Origin of the sequence: Microbacterium sp. No. 7 (assembly GCF_001314225.1) — a bacterium.
GTDB lineage: Bacteria > Actinomycetota > Actinomycetes > Actinomycetales > Microbacteriaceae > Microbacterium.
Genome location: NZ_CP012697.1, coordinates 2,083,718 through 2,103,421 on the forward strand (window position 1 = coordinate 2,083,718; position 19,704 = coordinate 2,103,421).

General features: G+C 72.9%; 20 protein-coding genes. 14 read left to right on the plus strand and 6 right to left on the minus strand.

Annotation, left to right across the window (positions count from 1 at the left end; genetic code table 11):
- Positions 1 to 7 precede the first annotated feature (7 nt).
- The 12 genes from alaS to nusB all read left to right on the plus strand — a co-directional run bounded on the left by alaS (position 8) and on the right by nusB (position 11,703).
- Complete coding sequence (gene alaS, locus AOA12_RS09515) at positions 8 to 2,674, plus strand: alanine--tRNA ligase (RefSeq protein WP_054682353.1); 2,667 nt, start codon at positions 8 to 10, stop codon at positions 2,672 to 2,674.
- Positions 2,671 to 3,141 (plus strand): Holliday junction resolvase RuvX, encoded by a 471-nt coding sequence (gene ruvX, locus AOA12_RS09520; protein WP_054682354.1) that lies wholly within the window; start codon positions 2,671 to 2,673, stop codon positions 3,139 to 3,141. Before alaS ends, ruvX begins: the two co-directional genes overlap by 4 nt.
- A complete protein-coding gene (mltG, locus tag AOA12_RS09525; protein ID WP_054682355.1) occupies positions 3,141 to 4,382 on the plus strand; it encodes an endolytic transglycosylase MltG in 1,242 nt (413 codons plus the stop codon). The genes ruvX and mltG overlap by 1 nt, the downstream gene beginning before the upstream one ends.
- Positions 4,382 to 5,224, plus strand: coding sequence for a shikimate dehydrogenase (locus AOA12_RS09530; RefSeq protein ID WP_054686930.1), 843 nt, complete (start codon positions 4,382 to 4,384; stop codon positions 5,222 to 5,224). The genes mltG and AOA12_RS09530 overlap by 1 nt, the downstream gene beginning before the upstream one ends.
- Before the next feature lie 4 nt (positions 5,225 to 5,228).
- Positions 5,229 to 6,440 (plus strand): chorismate synthase, encoded by a 1,212-nt coding sequence (gene aroC, locus AOA12_RS09535; protein ID WP_054682356.1) that lies wholly within the window; start codon positions 5,229 to 5,231, stop codon positions 6,438 to 6,440.
- Positions 6,437 to 6,985, plus strand: a complete 549-nt coding sequence (locus AOA12_RS09540) for a shikimate kinase (protein ID WP_054682357.1) — start codon at positions 6,437 to 6,439, stop codon at positions 6,983 to 6,985. Before aroC ends, AOA12_RS09540 begins: the two co-directional genes overlap by 4 nt.
- Positions 6,982 to 8,058 (plus strand): 3-dehydroquinate synthase, encoded by a 1,077-nt coding sequence (gene aroB / locus AOA12_RS09545; RefSeq protein ID WP_054682358.1) that lies wholly within the window; start codon positions 6,982 to 6,984, stop codon positions 8,056 to 8,058. The genes AOA12_RS09540 and aroB overlap by 4 nt, the downstream gene beginning before the upstream one ends.
- A 116-nt stretch (positions 8,059 to 8,174) precedes the next feature.
- Positions 8,175 to 8,867, plus strand: a complete 693-nt coding sequence (locus AOA12_RS09550; RefSeq protein WP_054682359.1) for a hypothetical protein — start codon at positions 8,175 to 8,177, stop codon at positions 8,865 to 8,867.
- A gap of 4 nt (positions 8,868 to 8,871) precedes the next feature.
- Complete coding sequence (locus tag AOA12_RS23580) at positions 8,872 to 10,203, plus strand: helix-turn-helix transcriptional regulator (RefSeq protein ID WP_054682360.1); 1,332 nt, start codon at positions 8,872 to 8,874, stop codon at positions 10,201 to 10,203.
- Entirely contained in the window at positions 10,200 to 10,673 is a 474-nt protein-coding gene (locus AOA12_RS09560; protein ID WP_054682361.1) for a type II 3-dehydroquinate dehydratase, read from the plus strand. Before AOA12_RS23580 ends, AOA12_RS09560 begins: the two co-directional genes overlap by 4 nt.
- Before the next feature lie 55 nt (positions 10,674 to 10,728).
- Positions 10,729 to 11,289, plus strand: coding sequence for an elongation factor P (efp, locus tag AOA12_RS09565; protein ID WP_054682362.1), 561 nt, complete (start codon positions 10,729 to 10,731; stop codon positions 11,287 to 11,289).
- A 6-nt stretch (positions 11,290 to 11,295) separates the two neighbouring features.
- The gene (gene nusB, locus AOA12_RS09570; RefSeq protein WP_054682363.1) at positions 11,296 to 11,703 is read left to right on the plus strand and encodes a transcription antitermination factor NusB; all 408 of its coding nucleotides are present in this window, start codon (positions 11,296 to 11,298) and stop codon (positions 11,701 to 11,703) included.
- A gap of 52 nt (positions 11,704 to 11,755) precedes the next feature.
- On the opposite strand, the gene AOA12_RS09575 is transcribed toward nusB, so the two are convergent.
- Genes AOA12_RS09575 through mvk form a run of 6 tightly spaced genes read right to left on the minus strand, consistent with a single transcriptional unit; the run spans position 11,756 to position 18,223 of the window.
- Positions 11,756 to 12,910: a hydroxymethylglutaryl-CoA synthase gene (locus tag AOA12_RS09575; protein ID WP_054682364.1), complete on the minus strand. Its 1,155-nt coding sequence runs from the start codon at positions 12,908 to 12,910 to the stop codon at positions 11,756 to 11,758.
- Positions 12,907 to 13,953 (minus strand): hydroxymethylglutaryl-CoA reductase, encoded by a 1,047-nt coding sequence (locus AOA12_RS09580; RefSeq protein ID WP_054682365.1) that lies wholly within the window; start codon positions 13,951 to 13,953, stop codon positions 12,907 to 12,909. Before AOA12_RS09580 ends, AOA12_RS09575 begins: the two co-directional genes overlap by 4 nt.
- The gene (gene fni, locus AOA12_RS09585; protein WP_197281231.1) at positions 13,950 to 15,110 is read right to left on the minus strand and encodes a type 2 isopentenyl-diphosphate Delta-isomerase; all 1,161 of its coding nucleotides are present in this window, start codon (positions 15,108 to 15,110) and stop codon (positions 13,950 to 13,952) included. Before fni ends, AOA12_RS09580 begins: the two co-directional genes overlap by 4 nt.
- Positions 15,097 to 16,224 (minus strand): phosphomevalonate kinase, encoded by a 1,128-nt coding sequence (locus AOA12_RS09590; protein ID WP_054686934.1) that lies wholly within the window; start codon positions 16,222 to 16,224, stop codon positions 15,097 to 15,099. Before AOA12_RS09590 ends, fni begins: the two co-directional genes overlap by 14 nt.
- Before the next feature lie 8 nt (positions 16,225 to 16,232).
- Positions 16,233 to 17,198 carry a diphosphomevalonate decarboxylase gene (gene mvaD, locus AOA12_RS09595; protein ID WP_054686936.1) on the minus strand — a complete coding sequence of 322 codons (966 nt, stop codon included), beginning with the start codon at positions 17,196 to 17,198 and terminating at the stop codon, positions 16,233 to 16,235.
- Positions 17,195 to 18,223: a mevalonate kinase gene (mvk, locus tag AOA12_RS09600; protein WP_335337375.1), complete on the minus strand. Its 1,029-nt coding sequence runs from the start codon at positions 18,221 to 18,223 to the stop codon at positions 17,195 to 17,197. Before mvk ends, mvaD begins: the two co-directional genes overlap by 4 nt.
- Positions 18,224 to 18,412: 189 nt before the next feature.
- Between mvk and AOA12_RS09605 the strand changes: the two genes are divergently transcribed.
- Together AOA12_RS09605 and pyrR are read left to right on the plus strand one after the other, a co-directional pair.
- Positions 18,413 to 19,099 carry a hypothetical protein gene (locus AOA12_RS09605; RefSeq protein WP_156366449.1) on the plus strand — a complete coding sequence of 229 codons (687 nt, stop codon included), beginning with the start codon at positions 18,413 to 18,415 and terminating at the stop codon, positions 19,097 to 19,099.
- Between the two features lie 70 nt (positions 19,100 to 19,169).
- Positions 19,170 to 19,703 carry a bifunctional pyr operon transcriptional regulator/uracil phosphoribosyltransferase PyrR gene (gene pyrR, locus AOA12_RS09610; protein ID WP_054682368.1) on the plus strand — a complete coding sequence of 178 codons (534 nt, stop codon included), beginning with the start codon at positions 19,170 to 19,172 and terminating at the stop codon, positions 19,701 to 19,703.
- Position 19,704 lies beyond the last annotated feature (1 nt).

Genomic DNA, 19,704 nt, shown 5'->3' on the forward strand with positions numbered 1-19,704 from the left:
ACCCCACATGCAGACCGCTGAGATCGCCCAGCGCTTCCTCTCCTATTTCGAGAAGAACGACCACGTCATCGTCCCGTCGGCGTCGCTCGTCAGCCCCGACCCCTCGGTGCTGTTCACGATCGCCGGAATGGTGCCGTTCATCCCGTATCTCAACGGCACGGTCCCGCCGCCCTACCCGCGCGCGGCCGACAACCAGAAGTGCATCCGCACCAACGACATCGAAGAGGTCGGCAAGACCGCGCGCCACGGCACGTTCTTCCAGATGCTCGGCAACTGGTCGTTCGGCGACTACTTCAAGGAGGGGGCGATCGGCTATGCATGGGAGCTGCTGACCGCCTCCGAGGCCGACGGCGGCTTCGGCTTCGACGAGAAGGACCTGTGGGTCACCGTCTACGAGACCGACGACGAGGCCGCGGCCCTGTGGCAGAAGGTCGCCGGGCTGCCCGCCGACCGCATCCAGCGCATGGGCCTCGAGGACAACTACTGGCACACGGGCCAGCCCGGTCCCGCCGGTCCCTGCTCGGAGATCTACTTCGACCGCGGTCCCGCCTACGGCCGTGACGGCGGTCCCGCCGTCGACGACAGCCGGTTCACCGAGATCTGGAACCTCGTGTTCATGCAGGAGCAGATCGCGAACGTGCGCTCCAAGACGGAGTTCGACATCCTCGGCCCGCTGCCGAAGCAGAACATCGACACCGGCATGGGCCTGGAGCGCGTCGCCTTCATCAAGCAGGGCGTCGAGAACATGTACGAGATCGACCAGGTGCGCCCCGTGCTCGATCGGGCGAGCGAGCTGTCGGGCCGCCGCTACGGCGCCGAGCACGCCGACGACGTGCGCTTCCGCGTCATCGCCGATCACGTGCGCTCCTCGCTCATGCTGCTCTCCGACGGCGTGACGCCGTCGAACGAGGGCCGCGGCTACATCCTGCGCCGCCTCATGCGTCGCTCGGTGCGCGCCATGCGCCTCCTGGGCGTCGACGGCCCCACCTTCCCCGAGCTGTTCACGGCGTCGCGCGACGCGATGAAGAGCGCCTACCCCGAGGTCGAGACCGACTGGGCGCGCATCTCGCAGTACGCGTTCGCGGAGGAGGAGACCTTCCTGCGCACGCTCGCGGCCGGCTCGACGATCCTCGACCTGGCCGTGACGGAGACCAAGGCGGCCGGCGGCGGCGCGCTCGCGGGCGCCGAGGCGTTCCTGCTGCACGACACGTACGGCTTCCCGATCGACCTCACGCTCGAGGTCGCCGAGGAGGCGGGCCTGAGCGTCGACCGCGAGGCGTTCGACCTGCTCATGAAGGAGCAGCGCGACCGCGCGAAGGCCGACGCCAAGTCGCGCAAGCGCGCCCTCGCCGACCTCAGCGTGTACAGCGAGCTGCGGGGGCGCGGAGAGACCGTCTTCACGGGATACACCGACCTGGAGACCGAGTCGAGCGTCCTCGGCATCCTCGTCGACGGACGGCCGGCCCCGCGCGCGACGCAGGGCCAGATCGCCGAGATCGTGCTCGCGGAGACGTCGTTGTACGCCGAGTCGGGCGGCCAGGTCGCCGACAAGGGCGTCATCGTGGGCCCCGGCTTCGAGCTCGAGGTCATCGACGTGCAGCGTCCCGTCGCGGGCCTGGTGAGCCACACCGTCGAGGTCACGGCGGGCGAGGTCGGCGTCGGGCAGCCGGCGACGAGCGTCGTCGACGCCGCGAACCGCCGCGCCGCGCAGCAGGCGCACTCCGCCACGCACCTCGTGCACGCGGCCCTGCGCGACACGCTCGGCAAGACGGCGACGCAGGCGGGCTCGCTCAACCGCGCCGGCTACCTGCGCTTCGACTTCTCGTGGAGCCAGGCGCTGTCGGACGCGACGAAGAGCGAGATTGAGGAGATCGCGAACAACGCCGTGCACGACAACCTGCAGGTCACGACGCGCGTGATGCCGCTGGCCGACGCCAAGGAGCTCGGCGCCATGGCACTGTTCGGCGAGAAGTACGGCGACACCGTGCGCATGGTCGACATCGGCGGCCCGTGGTCGCGTGAGCTGTGCGCGGGCACGCACGTGGCGACGAGCGCCGAGATCGGTCTCATCTCGCTCGTCGGCGAGTCGTCCGTCGGCGCATCGAACCGGCGCGTCGAGGCGCTCGTGGGCCTCGACGCGTTCCGCGAGCTGGCGGCCGAGCGCGCGATCGTCTCGCAGCTGACCACGAACCTCAAGGCGCCGCGCGACCAGATCCCCGCGCGCATCGCCGAGCTGCAGGCGAGCCTCAAGGCCGCCGAGAAGAAGATCGCGCAGTTCGAGGCGAAGGCGCTGGGGGAGAAGCTCCCGTCGCTCGTGCAGTCCGCGCAGCGCGCGGGCTCGAGCCTCGTCGTGGCCGAGTCCCTCGGCACCGCCGCGTCGGCCGACGACGTGCGCGCGCTCGCCCTGCAGGTGCGCGAGCGCCTGGGCGGCGACGCGGCCGTCGTGGCGCTGGGCGCCGAGGTCGGCGGACGTCCCGTCGTCATCGTCGCGACCAACGAGGCCGCGCGTTCCGCGGGCGTGCGGGCCGGTGCGCTCGCCAAGGCCGCGGCGGGCGTGCTCGGCGGCGGCGGCGGCGGTCGCGACGATCTCGCCCAGGGCGGCGGAACCGACGTCGCGGCGCTGCCCGCGGCCCTCGGGTCGCTCGTGTCGGCCGTGGAGACGGCGGCGGCGTGAGCTTTCGGCGGGGCGTCCGGCTCGGCATCGACGTCGGCACCGCACGCGTCGGGGTGGCCCGCTGCGACCCCGACGGGATGCTCGCGGTGCCCGTCGAGACCGTTCCGCGCGACGACCGGGCGCTCGCCCGCGTGACGCAGCTCGCCGAGGAGCACGGCGCGTTCGAGATCCTCGTCGGGCTGCCGGTGTCGCTGCGCGGCAACGACACGTCGTCGACCGAGGACGCCCGGGCCTTCGCGCACGGCATCGCGGAGGCCACGGGGCTTCCCGTGCGGCTCGTCGACGAGCGGCTCAGCACGGTGACGGCGCACACGGCGCTGCGTCAGTCGGGCCGTACCCAGCGCTCGTCTCGTAGGATTGTCGATCAAGTCGCCGCGGTCGTGCTGCTGCAGCAGGCCATCGACGTCGAGAAGGGCACGGGAACCCCCGCCGGTGCCCTCGTGCATATCCCCCAGGAGCCCGCCTGATGCCCGATCTCTCGCCGGACGACCGGCTCGCTGACCATCGCGGACAGCGTCGCCGTCATCGTGCCGATGCCTCATCGCCCCCCACGATCGAGTCGCTCTTCGCCGAGCAGTCGTCCTCCGCACCCGGCCGGCAGAGCCGGCACGACCGAGATCGGCGCAAGAGCCGCATCGCGGCGTGGGGCATGTTCGTCGTCGTGCTCGCGCTGCTCGGCGGCCTGGTGTGGGGCGGCGCGGCGCTGTGGAACGCCTACGAGGCTCCGATCCGCGCCTTCATGGGATGGGGGGAGCCGGAGGACTACGAGGAGGGTCTCGCGAGCGGCGAGGTGCTCGTCACCATCGTCAGCGGCGACGACGGGTCGACGATCTCCGAGACCCTGCACGAGGCCGGCGTCACCAAGACGCCGAACGCCTTCTACAACTACCTGATCCGCGCCGGCAAGAACCCGACGTTCCAGCCGGGCGTCTACGCGCTGCAGCGCACGATGACCTCCGAGGCCGCGCTGACGATGCTGAGCGATCCGACGAGCAGACGCGACTCGGTCGCGCAGCTGCGCGAGGGCCTCACCGTCGTGCAGACGGTGCAGATCCTCTCCGAGAGCCTGGACATCCCGATCGCAGACCTCGAGGCGGCGATCGCCGATCCGAGCGTGTACGCGGTCTCGGCATCCTCGCTCGAGGGCTGGCTCTTCCCGGCGACGTACACGTTCGACCCGGGCGTGACCGCGACCGAGGTCATCCAGACGATGGTAGAGCGGGCGGAGCAGTCGCTCGACGCCGCGGGGGTGCCGCTCGAGCGCCGCCAGGAGATCCTCACGATCGCCTCCATCATCCAGCGCGAGGCGCGCTTCGAGGCCGACTTCTTCAAGGTGTCGCGCGTCATCCAGAACCGCCTCGACCCGGGCAACGACCAGACGCACGGCCTGCTGCAGATGGACTCGACGGCGCAGTACGGATACGACGAGATGCACTCGGGCAGCGCGAGCTCGTCGGAGGCGGCCCTCACCGACGACAACCCGTGGAACACCTACGTGCACACGGGCCTGCCGGTCGGGCCCATCTCGAACCCGGGAGATCTGGCGATCGACGCGGCGATGCACCCCGCCGACGGGCCCTGGCTGTTCTTCGTGACCGTCGACCTCGACACCGGCGAGACGATCTTCACCGAGACCTACGACGAGCACCTCGTGTACGTCGAGCAGTGGGACCAGTGGTGCGAGGCGAACCCCGGCTCGGGGTGCTGATGGGGCCCGACCGGCTGGAGGTGTGGGGCGATCCGATCTCCCACAGCCTCTCGCCCGCCCTGCACGCCGCCGCGTACCGCCGGCTCGGACGCGGCTGGTGCTACGGGCGCCGGCGCGTCGACGAGGCGTCGTTCCCGCGCGAGCTGGCATCCCTCGACGCCTCGTACCGCGGCCTGTCGCTCACGATGCCGCTGAAGGGCGTCGCGCACGCCGCCGCCGCGACCCGCGACGACCGCGCGGAGCTCACGGGCGCCGTGAACACGCTGCTGCTGACCGGGCCGGAGCGGCGGGGGTTCAACACCGACGTCGGCGGCATCGTGCGGGCTCTCGCGGAGGAGGGCGTCACCGAGGCGGAGCGGGCGCGCATCGTCGGCGCCGGCGCGACGGCGACGTCGGCGCTCGTCGCCCTCGCCGAGATGGGCGCGCGCGACGTGGAGGTCGCGGCGCGCCGCCCCGAGGCGGTCGTGCCGCTCGTCGCGCTCGGCGAGCGGCTGAACGTCGTCGTGCACGCCGCGCCGCTGGCGGCCGGCCCGTTCGGCCCGCGCGACGTGACGATCGCGACGCTCCCGGGCGACGCGCCGCTCGATCCCGCGGTCGCCGACGCCCTCGCGGGCGGCGAGCACGCCGGGGGCCTGCTCATGGACGTCGTGTACGGCCACTGGCCCACCGTGCTGTCGAGCGCGTGGGAGCGGGCCGGGCTGCGCGCGGTGAGCGGGGCGGGGATGCTGCTGCACCAGGCCGTGCTGCAGATCCGCGTGTTCTCGACGGGCGACGTGCACGCCCCGCTGCCCGACGAGGACGACGTGCTGGCGGAGATGCGCCGGGCGCTCGTGGGAGGATAGACGAATGCTTCGCGTGATCACGGCCGGCGAATCGCACGGCCCCGAACTGGTTGCCGTCATGGAGGGACTGCCGGCGGGCGTCCCGATCTCACGAGCCGCCATCCAAGCCGACCTCGCGCGCCGAAAGCTGGGCTACGGGCGCGGCTCGCGCATGAAGTTCGAGGAGGACGAGCTCACGATCTCGGCCGGCGTGCGCCACGGTCTCACGCTCGGCAGCCCGATCGCCCTGCGCATCGGCAACACCGAGTGGCCCAAGTGGGTCGAGGTGATGAGCGCCGAGCCCGTCGAGCTCACCGAGAAGTCCCGCGGCCGCGGCGCGGCGCTCACGCGTCCCCGTCCCGGTCACGCCGACCTCGTGGGCATGCAGAAGTACGGCTTCGACGAGGCGCGACCCGTGCTCGAGCGCGCCAGCGCCCGGGAGACCGCGGCGCGCGTCGCCCTCGGGGCGATCGCCCGCGCGTTCCTCGGCGAGCTCGGCATCCGCCTCGTCAGCCACACGCTCTCGATCGGTCCCGTGCAGGCGCCCGCCGGCTCGGCGCTGCCGTCGCCCGACGACGTCGCGGCCCTGGACTCCGATCCGCTGCGCTGCTTCGACGCGGAGACCTCCGCGGCGATGGTCGCCGAGGTCGACGCGGCACGCAAGGACGGCGACACGCTCGGCGGCATCGTCGAGGTGCTCGCCTACGACCTGCCGCCCGGGCTCGGCTCGCACGTGCACTGGGACCGCCGCCTCGACGCGAAGCTCGCGCAGGCGCTCATGAGCATCCAGGCCATCAAGGGCGTCGAGGTCGGCGACGGCTTCGAGACGACGCGTCGTCGCGGCTCGGCCGCCCACGACGAGCTGTTCTCGACGGAGTCGGGCATCGCGCGCGCGAGCGACAAGGCCGGCGGCACGGAGGGCGGCATGTCGACCGGCACCGTGCTGCGCGTGCGCGCCGGGATGAAGCCGATCGCGACCGTGCCGCACTCGCTGCGCACGATCGACGTCGCGACCGGAGAGGCCGCCGGCGCGCACCACCAGCGCTCCGACGTGTGCGCCGTGCCGGCCGCGGGCGTCGTCGCCGAGGCGATGGTCGCGATCGTGCTCGCCGAGGTCGTGCTGGAGAAGTTCGGCGGCGACAGCGTCGCCGAGACGCGCCGCAACCTCGAGGGATACCTCGCGGCGATCCCCGAGACGCTGCGCAGCTCGGGCGCCAGCGACGCCTCGCTCGGATGACGGCGCTCGTCCTCATCGGCCCGATGGGCGCCGGCAAGTCGAGCGTCGGCCGGCGGGTCGCGAAGGCGCTCGACGTGCCGTTCGTGGACACCGACGCCGCGGTCGTGCGCGACCACGGGCCCATCGACGCCCTGTTCGCGACCCACGGCGAGGCGCACTTCCGGCGTCTGGAGCGCGCGGCCGTCGCGTCGGCCCTCGCGGGCGAGGGCGTCGTCGCGCTCGGCGGCGGCGCGGTGCTCGACACCGACACGCAGCGTGATCTCGCGGACCATCGCGTCGTGCTGCTGACGGTGTCGCCCGAACGCGTCGCCTCGCGCATCCGGGGCACGAGCCGCCCCCTGCTCGACGACCCCGACCCCGTGCAGCGCTGGCGCGACGTGTATGCGGCGCGCCGCGAGACCTACGAACGCCTCGCCGACCTCACCGTCGACACGTCGACGGGCCCGCTGCAGCACGTCGTCGACCGCGTCGTGGCGTGGGCCGCGGAGACCGGCACCGCCGAGACCGCAGACCCCGCCGCGACCGCAGAAGGAGAGATGCCATGACCGACCACACCGTCATCACCGTCGCGGGGGAGGCGCCCTACGAGGTGACCGTGGGCCGCGGCATCCTCCCGCTCGTCGCCGACGCGCTGCCGCCCTCGGCGCAGAAGGTGCTCATCGTGCACCCGCCGACGCTCGCCGACCAGGCGTCCGCGCTGCGCGAGCTGCTGAGCGAGGGCCGTCAGGTGCTGCTCGCCGAGATCCCCGACGCCGAGCAGGGCAAGCGCGTCGAGGTCGCGGCGTTCTGCTGGCAGGTCATGGGCCAGGCCGACTTCACGCGCACCGACGCCGTCGTGGGGTTCGGCGGGGGAGCGGTCACCGATCTGGCGGGCTTCGTGGCCGCGACGTGGCTGCGCGGCGTCGCCGTCGTGCAGGTGCCGACCACCGTGCTCGCGATGGTGGATGCCGCGGTCGGCGGCAAGACGGGCATCAACACGGCCGAGGGCAAGAACCTCGTCGGCGTGTTCTGGCCGCCGCGCGCGGTCGTGTGCGACCTCGACCTGCTCGACGGGCTCTCGCCGAACGAGCGCACGGCGGGGTTCGCCGAGGTCGTGAAGGCGGGGTTCATCTGGTACCCCGAGATCCTGGAGCTCATCGAGGCCGATCCGGTCGCCGTCGTCGACCCGCGCAGCGACGCCTTCCGCCGCTGCGTCGAGCTCGCGATCGACATGAAGGCGCGCGTCGTGGGCGAGGACCTGCGCGAGGCCGGGCTGCGCGAGGTGCTCAACTACGGGCACACCCTCGGCCACGCGATCGAGCACGCCGAGCGCTACCGCTGGCGTCACGGTGCCGCGATCTCGGTCGGCATGCTGTTCGCGGCCGAGCTGTCGCGCCTCGCGGGGCGGCTGTCCGACACCGCGGCGCAGCGTCATCGCGACATCCTCGAGTCGCTCGGCCTGCCGACCTCGTACCGCGCCGGCGCGTTCACCCAGCTGCTCGCGACGATGCAGCGCGACAAGAAGACGCGCGGCTCGATGCTGCGTTTCATCGTGCTCGACGACATCGCCAAGCCGACGGTGCTGCAGGCCCCCGACGAGTCGCTCCTCTTCGCCGCCTACCAGGAGGTCGGCGCCTAGCGGATATCCGCCGGATCAGGTGCCCTCCGCCGGATCTCCCGAACCTTCCGGGAAGACGACGGCCTAGCGTTCCGAGCATCCGGCGCCATCCGGGCGCCCTCGCGAACGGAGGCGCCATGCGCCCTTTGCTCCGACTCACCGGCTGGTCCGCGCTCGTGGCCGGGCTCGCCCACCTCCTGCAGTTCCTCGTGCTGGGGATCGGCCCCGCGCTGAGCGAGGCCGAGCATCCGACTCCCGCCGAGGCCGCCGCGAACTACTGGTTCGGCCTCGCCGGCGGGCTCACCTTCACGATCGTCGGCCTCTGCTACCTCGTGTTCTTCGCCGCGGCGACCGAACTGGTCTGGCGCAGCGCGGCGGTCGACGCCGTCGTCTGGCGGCGGGCGATGCAGTCGGCCGCGATCATCGGCATCACGAGCTGGTTCCTGGCGGGCATGACCAACATCGCGCGACGCGGATTCAACGCGACGGCCATCGCCGAGCTCGCAGGCGACGACGGCATCGCCAGGGCGGCGCTGCAGTCCACCTACGTGGGCTTCTCCGCCGCCGCCATCACGACGGCGGTCGTCTTCTGCGCCTGGTGGATCGCGTTCGCCGTCCGCGGCGCGCGGACACGGACGATCGGGCTTCCCACCGCGATCGCCGTGACGGTGCTCGGAGGGCTCGTCCCGCTCGCCGGCTGGGTGGCGAACCTCGGCGGCATCCCCGCGATCGTCCTCGCCTTCCTCGTGCTCGGACCCGTGCTGCTCCGCCGTGCGCGCCGCATGGAGCCATCGGCGCCTGTCATCGATGCGAGCCCCGTGACAGAGTGACGACATGACGACGCAGCAGGAGCCGGCGCGCGCATCCTCACGCCGGTGGATGATCGCCCTCGTCGTCGTGCACCTCGCCGCGCAGCTCGCCGACGTCGTGTGGCCGCGCACGGACGAGCGTGCCGGCTCGCCCGCCTCGTTCGTCTTCGCCGCGACGCTGTTCCTCCTGCTCGCGCTGTACCCCAGCGGGCGGTCCGTCCCGCGCTGGATGATCGGCATCGCCGCACTGGCCGTCGGGCTGGTCGCGGTGTCCGTGCTGGTCGGCCCCGACGTCGCCGAGCGCTTCCTCTGGCCGCTGCCGCTCGCGCCGCTCCTGCTGCTGCTCGTCATCGGGGGTCAGGGGTACCGGTACTGGCGGCGATCGAGCGCTGCCGAGCGCGAGTCGGTGCGGTGGCCGCTGCTGGGCGCGCTCCTGCTCCTGACGCTCGTCGTCCCGGCGGACCTGATGAGCGTCCTGCTCACCGGCTCGGCCCTCGGCGACCCGCCGCCGGTCGTCTCGGTGCTCCTGCAGGTCGCGTTCCTGCTGCCGGGCGCCGGGTTTCTCGCGGGCCTGGTCGCGCCGAGGACCGAGCTCGTCGACCGTCTGCTGGCGCTGTGGCTGGCGGTCGTCGTGGCCGGTGCCGTGCTCGGCGCCGTCTTCGCCGCGGTGCATGCCGTCACGGGAATGTGGCTGCCGCCGCCCTGGCCCGCCCCGGCGGGTGCGGCGGCAGCGGTCGTCGCCGGCATCTGGGTCGTTCCGCTGGCACGCCGGCTCGGGCGACGCCTCGTGTTTCGCGGGCGCGCCGACGAGCATGCGGCGCTGTCGTCGCTGATGACACGCCTGCGGAACGCGGTCGACCCCGTCGAGATCCCGGCGCAGTTCGCGGAGTCGGTGCGCGTCGCGACCGGCGCGCGGAGCGTCGTGCTCCGCCGGTCGGGGCACGTGGGCGTGTGGGCGCAGGCGGGCCCGGGCGCCGAGCCGGATCATCCGGGACGATACGCCAGCGCCATCCTGCACCTCGGTCTTCCTCTCGCAGACCTCACCGTCTGGCCGCGTCCGGCCGAGTCGGCGCTGTCGGGCGCCGACCGTCACCTCGTGGACACGCTGGCGGCCGCGGCGGCGCCGGCGCTGCACGGGGCGCGGCTGGCATCCGCCTTTCCCGAGCTCACGGATCGCGAGCGCCAGGTGCTCGCCGGCATCGTGCGCGGGCTGCCGAACACGGCGATCGCCGAGCGGCTCGGCGTCTCGAGCAAGACGATCGCGAACTACGTGTCGATCGTGCTCACGAAGCTGCGGGTGCCCGACCGGGAGCGAGCAGCAGAGCTGGCCCGCCGTCGCGGCGCCGAGCTCGGATGAGCAGGTCGCCGCGCCCGGTGTATGGTCGCATCGTGACCCGACGCCTGCTGCTCGTCAACGGACCGAACCTCAACCTGCTCGGCACGCGCGAGCCCGACATCTACGGCCACGAGACGCTGGCCGACGTGGAGAGGCTCGTCGCCGGGACGGCGTCCGTGCGCGGCTATGAGGTGCGTGCGGTTCAGAGCAACCACGAGGGCGTGCTGATCGACGCGATCCACGAGGCGCGGCACGACTGCGCGGGCATCGTGATCAACCCCGGCGGGCTCACGCACACCTCCGTCGTGCTGCGCGACGCGCTGAGCGGCGTCTCCCTCCCCGTCGCCGAGGTGCACATCTCCGACGTGTACCAGCGCGAGGACTTCCGTCACTTCTCGTACGTGCGCGATGTCGCCGTCGTGCACGTCATCGGCGAGGGCGTCGCCGGCTATGCCCGCGCGACCGAGTTGCTGATCGACGCGATCGCGTAGAATCGAGAGTCGGGCGCTCGCCCGACGGACTCTTACGAACGGAAACTCCACACTCATGGCATCCACCGCAGACATCAAGAACGGCGTCGTGCTCTCGATCGACGGGCAGCTCTGGAGCGTTGTGGAGTTCCAGCACGTCAAGCCCGGCAAGGGCGGTGCGTTCGTGCGCACCAAGCTCAAGAACGTCGTCACGGGCAAGGTCGTCGACCGCACGTACAACGCCGGCGCCAAGGTCGACATCGAGAACGTCGACCGTCGTGACTTCCAGTACCTGTACAACGACGGCGACAGCTTCGTGTTCATGGACCTGACCAACTACGACCAGATCAACGTCCCCGCGGCGACGGTCGGCGACGCCAAGAACTTCCTGCTGGAGAATCAGCAGGTCACGATCGCGCTCAACAACGACACGCCGCTCTACGTCGACCTGCCCGCGTCGGTGGTGCTGGAGATCACCTACACCGAGCCGGGCCTGCAGGGCGACCGCTCGTCGGCCGGCACGAAGTCGGCGACCGTCGAGACCGGCTACGAGATTCAGGTGCCGCTGTTCCTGGAGACCGGCACCAAGGTCAAGGTCGACACGCGCACGGGCGACTACCTCGGCCGCGAGAAGTAATCGGGCGTGAGCGCCCGAAGCAAGGCGCGCAAGCGCGCGCTCGACATCCTCTTCCAGAGCGACATCCGGGGCGAGGCGCTGCCGGTCATGCTGGCCGCCGAGGCGAAGCGCGCCGCCAGCGAGCCCGCCCGCGAGGCCTCCTGGCTGTACGCGCGCGAGATCGTCGACGGCGTCATCGACCACGGCGAGGAGATCGACGAGCAGATCGTCACGCACGCGCGCGACTGGCGCATCGAGCGGATGCCGGCCGTCGATCGCGCCGTGCTGCGGCTGGCGACCTGGGAGCTGCTCTTCAACGACGAGATCCCGGCCGCCGTCGCGATCGACGAGGCGGTCGAGCTCGCGAAGGAGTACTCCACCGAGGACTCGGGCGCGTTCGTGCACGGCGTGCTCGCGCGCATCGCGCGGTCCTGACGACCCCGTGGGTGGCACGTCCCGCGCGAGGCCGGCCACCCACGTCGAGCCCTCAGCGACGGTAGTGGCGCGCGCGCCCCGTGACGCCCGTGAAGTGGAACGGCCCCGATGAGACGGGCGCGATCGTCACGTCCTGGACGCTGCCGATCGCGGCGCCCGCATGCAGGGCGCGGTACTGCTCGATCGACAGCGTCGTGCGGGTGTCAAGGGCGGCGAGCGTCGCGGCCGCGCGGCCGTGGTCGCGATAGCCGGGGACGACGCGTCCCGCGAGGAACTCGCCGATGCTCCCCGAGCCGTAGCTGTAGAGGCCGATGCGGGCGCCGGTGAGATCGTCGTCGCCGTCGAGCAGGCTCGCGAGCCCCGCGTACAGCGACGCGGTGTAGGAGTTGCCGATGCGCCGGTTGTAGCGCGTCGATCCCAGATGACGCGCCTCGTCGATCTCGGCGCCCACGTGCTCCGCGAGGGCGCGCTGCGCCTTGGCGGCCATGCGGGTGAACGGCTGGTGGTGGCAGAACCGGTCGATCTGCTCGATCGGCACGCCGCCGTGGGCACGGTAGTCGTCCCACGCGCCGAGATAGGCGTCGATGTAGGCGTCGACCGAGAGCTTGCCGTCGACGAGCGCGGTCGAGCTGTCGTTGGGGCGCCAGAAGTCGTCGACCTCGGCCGTGTAGATGCCCGTGGCGCTCTCCAGCTCGACGAGCGCGGGATCGGCGGAGACGAGCATCGCGACCGCCGCGGCGCCCTGCGTGACCTCCGCCGCCGAGTCGAGCGCGTACCGCGCGATGTCGGCGCTGATGACGAGCACGCGGTCCTCGGGCGAACGCGCGATCTGCCCCAGCGCGGCCTGCAGCGCCGCCGTGCCCGAGTAGCACGCCTGCTTCAGCTCGACCGCGCGGCACGACGACGGCAGCCCCAGCAGGCTGTGCACGAAGACGGCCGCCGACTTCGACTGGTCGACGCCGCTCTCGGTCGCGACGTAGAGCGTGCGGATGCCGTCGACGCCGTGCCGCTCGAGGATCGGCGCGGCGGCGCGCGCCGCCATCGTGACGATGTCCTCGTCGGCGCCGGGGACGCTCATCTGCTCCTGCCCGAGGCCGAGGCGGTACTTGTCGGGGTCGACGCCCGCGTACGCCGCGAGGTCGTCGAGCTGCACGACGAACGACGTCGTCGCCAGGGACAGATCGTGGATTCCCAGTCGCAGGCTCATCGCCGGCCTCCCGCCTTCCGCTCGAGCACGAGGTGTGATGCCATCAGCTCTTTGTGATTGGTCTGCGCCGCCAGCAGCGACAGCTCGCCGCACAACACGGTAGCGGCGATGAGCGCGGCCAGGCGACGCGCGTTGCCGCCGCTGGAGCGCTCCTCGCGGCATCCGAGCCTCGTGAGCACCTCGTCGACGAACGGCAGGTCCTTGCCGTTGCCGACCGTGCCGACGATGAGGTTCGGGAGGGTGCACGAGAAGTACAGGTCGCCCTCGCCGCGCACCTCCGCGTAGGTGATGCCCTGGGAGGCCTCGACGATGTTGGCGGCGTCCTGGCCCGTGGCCAGGTAGAAGGCCAGCAGCATGTTGGCGTAGTGCGCGTTCGCCGAGCGCAGGGCGCCCGCGATCGTCGATCCGACGAGATTCTTGCGCACGTTGAGGTCGGCGATGCGCTGCGCGCTCGAGCGCAGCTGATCGGCGACGACCGCGGCGGGGATGAGGATCTCCGCGACGGCGCTGCGACCGCGACCGAGGATGCCGTTCACGGCGGTCGCCTTCTTGTCGGAGCAGTAGTTGCCCGAGATCGAGCCGTACTCCAGCTCGGGATGCCACGCCAGCACGTGGTCGATGAAGGTCTCGGCCGCGAGGGTCGTCATGTTGTGGCCCGACGCGTCTCCCGTCGTGAGCGCGAAGCGCACGAACAGCAGGTTGCCGACGACCTCGGTGTGCACGTCGATGAGCCGGGCGAAGCGGCTCTGCGCGGCCACGATCGCGGCGAGGTCGTCGAAGCGCGCCGTCAGCGCGCTGCCCGCCGCGACGGCGTCGGCGGCGGTGCGTGCGACGAACAGCGAGGAGCGCGTCATGCGCTCGTCGACGATCGTCACGCGGATGCCGTCGTCGACCAGGCGCGAGACCCGGGCCGAACGTCCCACCGACGGCCACAGCGGCGTCTCGTAGGTGGCGAGCGGCACCTCTTGCTCGCCCGTCACCTCGCCGCTGAGGCGAAGCGGTCCGACCCAGCTGGTGGGGATCGGCGTCACCGTCTGGCTCATGGGGAGACCTCTTCTCGGGTGTTCTCGGGATGGAGGGGAGAGGACCGGTGCGCGAGGGCGCGCACGTCGATGCCGCGCACGTTCGCGAAGTGGGCGAGCCCGCCGTGCACGATGACGTCGGTGCGGGTCAGGTCGGCGGGGGCGGCCGCGCCGAGCAGGGCGAGCAGCGCGCGCGTGTGGCTCTGCCACTGCGCGAGGGTGGCGACGAGGCCGTCGGCGCCGCCGTCGAGCGCGACCTTCAGCAGCGCGCCGGCGGCGCCCACGGCGCGGGCGCCGAGGGCGAGGCCGCGCACGACGTCGAGGGGGGTGCGCACGCCGCCCGAGGCGAGCAGCGTCGGGCCGTCGGCGGGCGCGTCGATCAGGCACGCGGGGGCCGGCTGGCCCCAGCCGGCCAGGTAGGCGAGGTCGCCGCCGACGCGCCGGTCGTTCTCGACGCGCGCGAAGTCGGTGCCGCCCGTGCCGGCGACGTCGGCCACGCGCACGCCGATCGACGCGAGCCGCTCGAGCGTGCGGCGGCTGAGGCCGAAGCCGACCTCCTTGACGATGACCGGCACCTCGACGCCGGCGACGATGCGCTCGAGCGAGCCGATCCACGACGAGAACTGGGTCGTGCCCTCGGGCATGACGGTCTCCTGCACGGCGTTGACGTGCACCTGCAGGGCGTCGGCGGCGACGAGGTCGATCGCACGGCGCGCGTGGTCGACCGTGCGCTCGACGCCGATGTTGGCGAACAGCAGCCCGTCGGGGTTCTCGGTGCGCAGCACGCGGAACGTGCCGGCGGTCTCGGGATGGTCGAGCGCGATGCCCATCGACCCCGAGGCGAGCGGCACGCCCGTCTCGCGCGCGGCGATCGCGAGCGCGCGGTTGACCTCGCCGGTGCGCTCGCTCCCGCCGGTCATCGCGTTGATGTAGAACGGCGCGGCGGCGCGCAGGCCCGCGAACTCGACCGAGAGGTCGCACCGCGCGGGGTCGATCGCGTCGAGCGCGTGATGCACGAACTCGATCTCGTCCCACGCGTTGCGGCGCGGGGCGCCCTCGTGCTGCGCGGCGGCGAGACGCAGGTGGTCGTCCTTGCGCGCGGCGACCGCGGCGCTACGCGCGGCGCCGGCCGGATCCTGCGCGGCGCTTTCGGGGGACGCGTCGTCAGGCGATCTCACGCCGGCCTCCTTCGACGTGCTCGACCCGTGCGACGGAGCGGGCGTCCGCCACGCGAAGCGGGAGCGGGAGGATGCCGTTCGCGTGCCACGCTTCGACGATACCGACCGCATCGGCATCCGGGGGCGCCAGGGCGATGCCGCAGTCGCCGCCGCCGGCGCCCGACGTCTTGGCCGCGGCGCCGTGCGCGACGGCGGTGTCGCAGAGCACGCGGAGCCGCTCGGTCTCGATGCCGACCCCGGCGCCGGCCCCGAGGCCCTGGAGCAGGTCGCGGGCGCGGCGCACGGCGTCGAGCACGGCGCCGTCGTCGCCGGCCGCGAGGCCGTCGCCAAGCTGCGCGACGACGGAGCGCGATGCGCGCACGAAGGCGGCGTGCGCGTCGGCGCCGATGCGCGCGGCGACGTCGGCGACGAGCCTCGTCGTCGCGGCGGGGGAGCCCGTCCAGCCGACGAGCAGCCGCAGGTCGCGGGGCGCGGGCAGCGCCTCCAGGCGGGATCGCCGCCACGCCTCGTGGGCGAGGACGCGTTCCACGGGCTCGGCGTCGACGACGCGCGCGAGGGCGGCGCGGTCGGGGGAGCGGTATCCCACCCATCCGCCGAGGCACGACGCCGCGAGGTCGCCGCCCGAGGCGGCGGGGGCGACGCGCACGGTCGCGAGCAGGCAGAGCCGGAACAGCTCGTGCGGCTGCAGCCCGAGACCCAGGTGCGCGTCGAGGGCGCGCGCCGTCGCGACGACGACGGCCGCCGAGGAGCCCAGTCCGAGCTTGCGCCCCGCGTCGTCGTCGAGGCCGCTGTCGATCGCCAGGTCGAAGCCGGCCGGGGCGATGCCGCGCTCGGCCCGGAGCCGGTCGGCGAGCGTGAGCAGCGAGGCGAGGTAGGCGGCGCGCCCGGTGCCGTCGATCGCGATCGAGCCGTCGGCCGCGCGGCGCCAGGGGAGCGGCGACGCCGAGAGCGCGGGCGAGGCGATGCGTCCGCCGTCGCCGCCGTGCGGGGTGAGCGTCGCGGTGAGGAAGCGGTCCACCGCCACCAGGACCGCGGGCTCGCCCGGCGACACGACGGCGTACTCGCCGGCCACGAAGAGCTTGCCCGGCGCGCGGGCGACGACGGAGCGGGACATCCCGGCGGTCACCCGTCGGCGTCCGCGTGCAGCGCGAGGCCGGGGCCGGGGCGCGCCACCACGAGCTCCGCGAGCGGGCCGAGCCCCTGCCGCACCGCGGCGACGTCGTCGGGGTGGCACATCGCGACGACGTTCGGGCCGGCATCGGCCGTCGCCCACGCGCGCACGCCGTGCGCGCGCAGCGCGGCGACCCGGTCGAACAGCGCGACGCTCGTCGCCGTCAGATAGCGGATCGGCGGATCGCACGCCTGGATCGCGGCGTGCATGCGCATCGCGTTCGTCTCGGCGAGCGCGCCGAGACGTTCGAGGTCGCCCTCCGCGCACGCGGCGATCGCCGCCTCCAGCGTCTCGGCGGTGGACGAGACCCAGGCCGGGTAGTACGGCGACGTCTCGCGCGTGCGGCGCATCGCCTCGCGGCTCGACACGGGCTTCTGCGCGCGATCGACGATCGCGATCACCATCGCCATGTCCGGGGCGCGGACGGGCTCGGCGACGGAGTGCGCGTCGTCGCCCGTGCGCCAGAGCGCGAACCCCGGGAAGACCGAGCGCGACGCCGAGCCCGAGCCGCGCCGGGCGAGCCTGCTGAGCGCGGTCGGATCGAGATCGAGCCCGTAGGCGGCGGCCGCGGCGCCGGCGAGCGCCGCGAACCCCGAGGCGGACGAGGCGAGCCCGGCCGCCGAGGGCACGTCGTTGCGGGACTCGACGCGCGCATGCGCCGCGCTGCCCGCCTGCGCGCGCACGAGATCGAGGAAGCGCGTCACGCGCTCCGCGGGCACGCCGCTCTGCGGCTCGCCGCCCAGGACGAACTCGTCGCGCGCGAGGGCGTCGTCGACGGTCACGGTCGTGACGGTCGGGAAGACGTCGAGGGTCATCGACAGGCTGCCGGTGGCGGGCAGGTTCAGGGCCGCGTCGGCCTTGCCCCAGTACTTGACGAGGGCGATGTTCGGGTGCGCCGTACAGGTCGCACGGGTCATGTCGTCGCCTCCACGGTCGTCGTCCACACCGCGCTCGCCCCGGCGCCGCGCAGGTGCGCGGCGATCGCCGTCGCATGGTCGGCGTCGGTCGCGAGGGCGAGCACGCATCCGCCGCGGCCGCCGCCGGTGAGCTTGGCGCCGAGCGCGCCGGCGCCGGCGGCGGCGCGGGCGAGATGGTCGAGTGCGGGATCGCCGACGCCGAGCTCAACGAGCAGCCGGTGCGCCTCGCTCATGCCCGCGCCGATGCGCGGCAGGTCTCCGCGGGCGAGGTCGTCGCGGGCGGCGACGCTGAGCCCGCCGAGCGCGCCGATGAGCGCGTCGATCGTCGCGGCATCCGCCTCTCGCCGGTCGGCGACGCCCTGCACGGCCTCGCGCGTGCGGCCGCGCACGCCGGAGTCGGCGATCACGAGGTGCAGGGGGGTCGCGACCTCGAGGCCCGCGACGGCGCCGCGCTGGAACCACAGCGGACCGGTCGCCCGTACCGCGCGCGCGTCGAGGCCGCTCGGCGAGCCGTGGGCGCGTCGCTCGGACACCTGGATGAGCTCGTGGATCGTCTCGTCGTCGGCGGTCGTGCGCCACGCGTCGAGGGCGGCGTGCACGATCGCCGCCGAGACCGCGGCGCTCGAGCCGAGGCCGCGCTCGACCGGGATGGTGCTCTCGATCGTCATCGCGACGGCGGCGCCGGGCTCGCCCAGGTGGTCGAGCACGGCGTGCAGCGCGGTGGTCGTGACGTCGAGCCGCAGCGGAGCGGTGTGCAGCGGGCCGTGGTAGAGGGCGCTGTCGAGGCGCGCGCTGCCGTCGGTGCGGTGCAGGCGCACGGATGCCGTCAGCGAGCGCACCGGCACCGCGATCGCGGGCTCGCCGAACACCACGGCATGCTCGCCGAAGAGGATCGCTTTCGCACTGGCATGTCCCACACCGGACGGGGGTGCGACATCGATCTCTGGACGGGCATCCGAGGTGTCTGGGACATCTACGCGTGCACTCATGTGAAGTGTCTGAATGCTAACAGCCCCGTCTCCCATGTTCTTCAACCGCGGCAAAGCGCGGGTAGCGCCAGCCCGCACCCGCACTTTGCCGCGGTTGAAGAGGGAGGTCTGACGTGGGGTGCAGGGGGATGCGGGGGTGGGGGGTGTGCGTCTCACCCGCGTCACCGCTGCGTCATCTTGGGCTGTTAGCGTGCGCGCACGGATCTGCGACCGGAGGGGGGGAGCATGAACCTCACTCGTGTGGTCGTCCTCGGCGGTCTGGCGGTGCTGAGCCTCGCTGTCTCTGCGGTGGCGCAGTTCGCCGCCTCGATGCAGCGCTGGGTGACGGCATGGGACACGTGGGAGCTTGCGGGCGCATGGGTCGAGGACCACCGCTTCGACTACTTCCTCCCGGCCGACCCCTGGGAGCCGATCGGCAACGCCGCGGAGCTCTTCGGCCTCGGCCACCTGCTCATCGCGGTCGCGCTCGTGCTGATCTCCGGGATCGCCACGCGCTCCCGGAGACGGCTGGGCCTGGTCGCGGCGCTCGCCGCAGCGACACCGTTCGTGCTCATGGGCGTCCACTGCGTGTGGTCCGGGATGACCGGCGCGGTGTCGCCGCTCGCAGCGGTCCTCGACGGATGGGGAGTGATGCTCCCGGGTCTGCTCGGCCTGATCGGCTTCGTCGTCCTGATCGTCGCGCTCGCCCGCGACGATGCCGCGTGGATCCCCGCCGTCGCCCTGCTCGTGCCGACCACCGTGTGGGGCTACCTGGTCGCGACCTTCGCCATCGCCCCGATGTTCGCCGAGAGGTCGTACGACACGACGCGGTGGACCGAGACGGTGCTCGCCGTCTGGACCGCGCTGGCCGCGATCGCCGCCCTCGCCGCTCTGATCGCCCGGCTCGCACGACGCCGACGCGACGTCGGATGAGGGACGCACGATAGACTGAGCCGACAGCAACCTTTAACCCCGTCCCGTGAGGCGGAGAAGGGAGCGGCGGATGAGCACGCGCACCGTGCTGCATGACGCTGACATCGCCCGCGCACTGACTCGGATCTCGCACGAGATCCTGGAGGCGAACAAGGGGCCCGACGGCCTCGTGCTCCTGGGCATCCCCACCCGCGGCGTGGCCCTCGCCCGCCGCATCGGCGCCCTGCTCGGCGACTTCGGCGGGCAGCCGGTGCCCGTGGGCGCGCTCGACGTCACGATGTACCGCGACGATCTGCACCGCAACCCCACGCGCACCCCGCAGCCCACGCAGATCCCGGACAGCGGCATCGACGGCAGGACGGTCGTGCTCGTCGACGACGTGCTCTTCTCGGGCCGCTCGATCCGCGCGGCGCTCGACGCGCTGAACGACATCGGCCGCCCCGCCGCCGTGCGCCTCGCGATCCTCGTCGACCGCGGCCACCGCGAGCTGCCGATCCGTCCCGACTTCGTCGGCAAGAACCTGCCGAGCGCGCGGGACGAGCGCGTGTACGTGCGCCTCGCCGAGGTGGACGGCGAGGAGTTCGTCTCGATCGGCGGGGAGTGAC

Bases quoted from the DNA above. Each gene is read 5' to 3' on its own strand.
- alaS (WP_054682353.1), top strand. From the start codon at position 8: ATGCAGACCGCTGAGATCGCCCAGCGCTTCCTCTCCTATTTCGAGAAG.
- mltG (WP_054682355.1), top strand. From the start codon at position 3,141: ATGCCCGATCTCTCGCCGGACGACCGGCTCGCTGACCATCGCGGACAG.
- AOA12_RS09530 (WP_054686930.1), top strand. From the start codon at position 4,382: ATGGGGCCCGACCGGCTGGAGGTGTGGGGCGATCCGATCTCCCACAGC.
- aroC (WP_054682356.1), top strand. From the start codon at position 5,229: ATGCTTCGCGTGATCACGGCCGGCGAATCGCACGGCCCCGAACTGGTT.
- AOA12_RS09540 (WP_054682357.1), top strand. From the start codon at position 6,437: ATGACGGCGCTCGTCCTCATCGGCCCGATGGGCGCCGGCAAGTCGAGC.
- aroB (WP_054682358.1), top strand. From the start codon at position 6,982: ATGACCGACCACACCGTCATCACCGTCGCGGGGGAGGCGCCCTACGAG.
- AOA12_RS09550 (WP_054682359.1), top strand. From the start codon at position 8,175: ATGCGCCCTTTGCTCCGACTCACCGGCTGGTCCGCGCTCGTGGCCGGG.
- AOA12_RS23580 (WP_054682360.1), top strand. From the start codon at position 8,872: ATGACGACGCAGCAGGAGCCGGCGCGCGCATCCTCACGCCGGTGGATG.
- AOA12_RS09560 (WP_054682361.1), top strand. From the start codon at position 10,200: ATGAGCAGGTCGCCGCGCCCGGTGTATGGTCGCATCGTGACCCGACGC.
- efp (WP_054682362.1), top strand. From the start codon at position 10,729: ATGGCATCCACCGCAGACATCAAGAACGGCGTCGTGCTCTCGATCGAC.
- AOA12_RS09575 (WP_054682364.1), bottom strand. From the start codon at position 12,910: ATGAGCCTGCGACTGGGAATCCACGATCTGTCCCTGGCGACGACGTCG.
- AOA12_RS09580 (WP_054682365.1), bottom strand. From the start codon at position 13,953: ATGAGCCAGACGGTGACGCCGATCCCCACCAGCTGGGTCGGACCGCTT.
- AOA12_RS09590 (WP_054686934.1), bottom strand. From the start codon at position 16,224: ATGTCCCGCTCCGTCGTCGCCCGCGCGCCGGGCAAGCTCTTCGTGGCC.
- mvaD (WP_054686936.1), bottom strand. From the start codon at position 17,198: ATGACCCGTGCGACCTGTACGGCGCACCCGAACATCGCCCTCGTCAAG.
- mvk (WP_335337375.1), bottom strand. From the start codon at position 18,223: ATGGGAGACGGGGCTGTTAGCATTCAGACACTTCACATGAGTGCACGC.
- AOA12_RS09605 (WP_156366449.1), top strand. From the start codon at position 18,413: ATGAACCTCACTCGTGTGGTCGTCCTCGGCGGTCTGGCGGTGCTGAGC.
- pyrR (WP_054682368.1), top strand. From the start codon at position 19,170: ATGAGCACGCGCACCGTGCTGCATGACGCTGACATCGCCCGCGCACTG.